Raw genomic sequence first — 3,758 nt, forward strand, 5'->3', positions numbered from 1 at the left:
AACTAGTTTCCCATAAAAAGCAATCCTTGTCAATCCTAAAAAAGTTGGAACACACGGTTCCAACTTTCTGAGCGACTGATGATTAGATATTTACCAAAGGCGTTGCAGTATCAGGAGAAGTATCGAAGACCTGGAAATCATGACCTACTGGCAAATCAGCTTGAGCCAGTTGATTGACCATGGTCATATGAGCCAGCTCCTTAATATTATTTTCCTTACTCAAATGCCCCAGATAAATACGCTTGGTGCGATTGCCAAGTGTGCGAATCATGGTCTCTGCACCGTCTTCGTTGGATAAGTGCCCCAGATCAGACAGGATCCGCTGTTTCAGACTCCACGGATAAGCACCGCTCCGGAGAATCTCGATATCATGGTTGCTCTCAATCAAATAAGCATCCGCATTCTCAATCACTCCAGCCATGCGGTCGCTAACATAGCCTGTATCTGTCAGCATGACAAAGCTCTTGTCATCCTTCATAAAGCGGTAAAATTGCGGACAGGCCGCATCATGGCTGACTCCAAAGCTCTCCACATCCAAGTCACCAAAGGTCTTGGTTTTACCTAGCTCAAAGATATGCTTTTGGCTAACATCCAGCTTGCCCAAATCCTTTTCCATAGCCTGCCAGGTTGCTTCGTTTGCATAGATATCCAAGTTATATTTACGCGCTAAAACTCCCACGCCATGGATATGATCCTTATGCTCATGGGTGACTAAAATGGCATCTAAATCTTCCGGCTTGCGGTCAATTTCGCTCAAAAGGCTCGTAATTTTTTTCCCTGATAGACCAGCATCGACGAGCAAGCGTTTTTGGTCTGTTTCCAGATAAAAGCAATTGCCGCTTGATCCCGATGCCAGAATACTATATTGAAATCCTTTAGTCATGTTCACTTTCTACATTTTCTTCATTTTCCCAGTCATCCAAACGGACAGCATCATTATCATAAGGAAGGACGATGGTAAAGGTAGATCCCTTGCCGTACTCGCTCTTGGCCCAGATAAAGCCATGATGCTGCTTGATAATTTCTTTAGCAATGGACAAGCCTAAGCCAGTCCCTCCCTGAGCTCGGCTGCGTGCCTTATCCACTCGATAGAAACGGTCAAAAATCTTCGGTAGATCCTGCTTGGGAATCCCCAGACCTTCATCTGAAATCGAGAGAATCAGCTGTACATCTGTTGTTTTCACAGATACGGTAATGGTGCCGCCATCAGGTGAGTATTTGATAGCATTGTTCATGATATTATCAATGACCTGAGTCATCTTGTCCGTATCAATCTCCACCCAAATTGGTGTAATCGGATAATCCCTGATAATCTCATATTTTTTGGTCTCGTCCTGATTTTTAATCTTATCAAATCGATTCAGGATAAAGGTGATAAAGGCCGTAAAATTGGTCAACTCCACTTCCAGATGACTGGTATCATTATCAATCCGCGACAGGCTGAGCAAATCCGTCACCATCCGCATCATCCGGTTAGTCTCAGTCAGTGAGACCTTGACAAAGTCCGGCGCAATCGGCTCTGACAGAGCCCCATCGTCCAAGGCTTCCAGATAAGATTTCACGCTGGTTAAGGGCGTCCGCAACTCATGGCTGACATTGGAAACGAAAAGCCGGCGCTCCCGCTCCTCTTTGTCCTGCTCAGTCGTATCATGCAGGACCGCCACCAAACCTGATATAAAGCCAGATTCCCGTCTAATCAAGGCAAAACGAACCCGTAGGCGCAAATATTCCCCGTTCTCATCCTGAGAATCAATAATCAATTCAGGAACATTGGTAATCAGGTCCCGAAGACTGTATTCATCTGAAATTGAAAGCAGATCCAAAATATTCATATTTTGGACCTCACTTCTTTTGACCCCCAACTGCTTGGTCGCCATATCATTAATGGTAATAATCTGCCCCCGGCGGTTGGTGGCAAGCACCCCGTCTGTCATGTAGGACAAAATACTAGACAGACGCTTGGTTTCCTGCTCAAGATTTTCATGTGTCAAGCGGATAACTTCTGACAAATCATTGATACTATTGGTCATATCTGTAATTTCCGGACTTCCTTGCATGTCTAGCACTTCTGAATAGTCACCAGAAATCAAATCTTTAATTTTCTGATTAAGCTGCAGAAGCTTTTGGTTGTCACGGCGATTTTCCAACAAAAGCAGGGCCACGACCACAATGAAGCCGATAATAATGATAGCAAAGACGAAATCCGCAGAGATTACAAATTGTTTAATTTCTTCAATCATTATTTCTCATATAGTAGCCAACACCGCGGCGAGTCAAGATATACTCAGGCCGGCTTGGCGTATCTTCAATCTTTTCACGCAGGCGACGAATGGTCACATCCACTGTACGGACATCACCAAAATAATCATAGCCCCAGACAGTTTCAAGTAAATGCTCACGCGTCATCACTTGACCAATATGCGTTGCTAAGTGATGCAGCAGTTCGAACTCCCGATGTGTCAGCTCCAGCTCTTTTCCATGCTTCTTAGCCACAAATGCATTAGGTAAAATTTGCAAGTCCCCAATATTTAATTCATTTGGTCCACTATCTTCTGCTTGACTCTCAATGATTAAATCTGCACGGCGAAGAAGAGCCTTAACCCGCGCCTGTAATTCACGATTTGAAAATGGCTTGGTTACATAATCATCTGCACCGATTTCAAGACCAATAACCTTGTCAAACTCACTATCCTTGGCAGACAGCACAATAATCGGGACATTGCTAGTCTTACGAATGGTCCGAGCAACCTCAAGTCCATCAACTTCTGGCAACATCAGATCCAGAATCAAAATATCTGGCTGCTCCGCTTCAAACATTTCTAACGCTTCCTTACCATCAAAAGCTGTCAGAACTTCGTAACCTTCTTTGGTCATATTAAATTTTATAATATCTGAGATTGGCTTCTCATCATCAACAACTAATATTTTTTTCATTTATTCACCACAAAATTTTGAGAGGAAACGAGCCATCCTAACAAAAAACTAGAACCTCATTTCATTAATTTATCTTCTATTGCAAATAGCATCCTATGGATCATTTTAATCGATTCGACATAAAATCACTACAATCATACCACATATTATACCAAACTTTCTTAAAAATGGCTAATTCAAGGGTTAAACCTGATTTTCATAAAAAGATTCATCCTTTCTCAATAATATGGTAGAATAATATAAAAGGGATTACACAAGGAGGTTTCCAATGAAAAAATCCATAGTATTCGTTTTTACTGTATTTATCCTTATCTGTCTGAGCGCTTGTAGTATTTTAGGCATCGGCCGAGGTGAAACGTACCGCGGAAAATGGAAAGCACAGGGTTCCTCGGGAGAAAATATTGACCTAGTTTTCGAGGAAAACACTGGAAAATTAGGAGACAAGGAATTTCATTATGTTCTTGATAAGTCTGGATATGAAGACAATACAAAATATTATTCCATCACTGTCAACGATACTTATCACTACACTATTGCTTTTCCTGACAATGACCTCAAAATTGCTGTTCTTTTAGAACCCGACGACCCTAGAGATCCCTTATATGGGGAAATGCTTTATGCAATGAATCGTCAAAAATATCCTGATTTCCAAAAATATATAGATAATTATTTGAATTAGCCCTATTCTTTGAAAGCTTGTTAAATCATAACCACCCGTCTAACGGGTGGTTTGTACCAGGGCTATAAGCCCACATCACCAGCCAGCGCCTAAAGACGCTGGCTTTCACTTTGTTCAAGCCTCATTGCTCTTGACTCGTCACAAA

The 3,758-nt window shown here is 42.1% G+C and carries 4 protein-coding genes; 1 reads left to right on the plus strand and 3 read right to left on the minus strand.

What is annotated here, in order from left to right; all coding sequences use genetic code 11:
- Window positions 1-82 precede the first annotated feature (82 nt).
- Genes STRDD04_RS05035 through yycF form a run of 3 tightly spaced genes read right to left on the minus strand, consistent with a single transcriptional unit; the run spans window position 83 to window position 2,934 of the window.
- Window positions 83-883: an MBL fold metallo-hydrolase gene (locus STRDD04_RS05035; protein ID WP_062199863.1), complete on the minus strand. Its 801-nt coding sequence runs from the start codon at window positions 881-883 to the stop codon at window positions 83-85.
- Window positions 876-2,240, minus strand: coding sequence for a cell wall metabolism sensor histidine kinase VicK (vicK, locus tag STRDD04_RS05040; RefSeq protein WP_062199865.1), 1,365 nt, complete (start codon window positions 2,238-2,240; stop codon window positions 876-878). Before vicK ends, STRDD04_RS05035 begins: the two co-directional genes overlap by 8 nt.
- Window positions 2,233-2,934 carry a response regulator YycF gene (yycF, locus tag STRDD04_RS05045; RefSeq protein ID WP_037614514.1) on the minus strand — a complete coding sequence of 234 codons (702 nt, stop codon included), beginning with the start codon at window positions 2,932-2,934 and terminating at the stop codon, window positions 2,233-2,235. Before yycF ends, vicK begins: the two co-directional genes overlap by 8 nt.
- Window positions 2,935-3,202: 268 nt before the next feature.
- Between yycF and STRDD04_RS05050 the strand changes: the two genes are divergently transcribed.
- The gene (locus STRDD04_RS05050; protein WP_062199867.1) at window positions 3,203-3,613 is read left to right on the plus strand and encodes a hypothetical protein; all 411 of its coding nucleotides are present in this window, start codon (window positions 3,203-3,205) and stop codon (window positions 3,611-3,613) included.
- The last annotated feature ends 145 nt before the right edge of the window (window positions 3,614-3,758 follow it).

The organism is Streptococcus sp. DD04 (assembly GCF_001578725.1).
In the GTDB taxonomy this organism is placed as follows: Bacteria; Bacillota; Bacilli; order Lactobacillales; family Streptococcaceae; genus Streptococcus; species Streptococcus sinensis.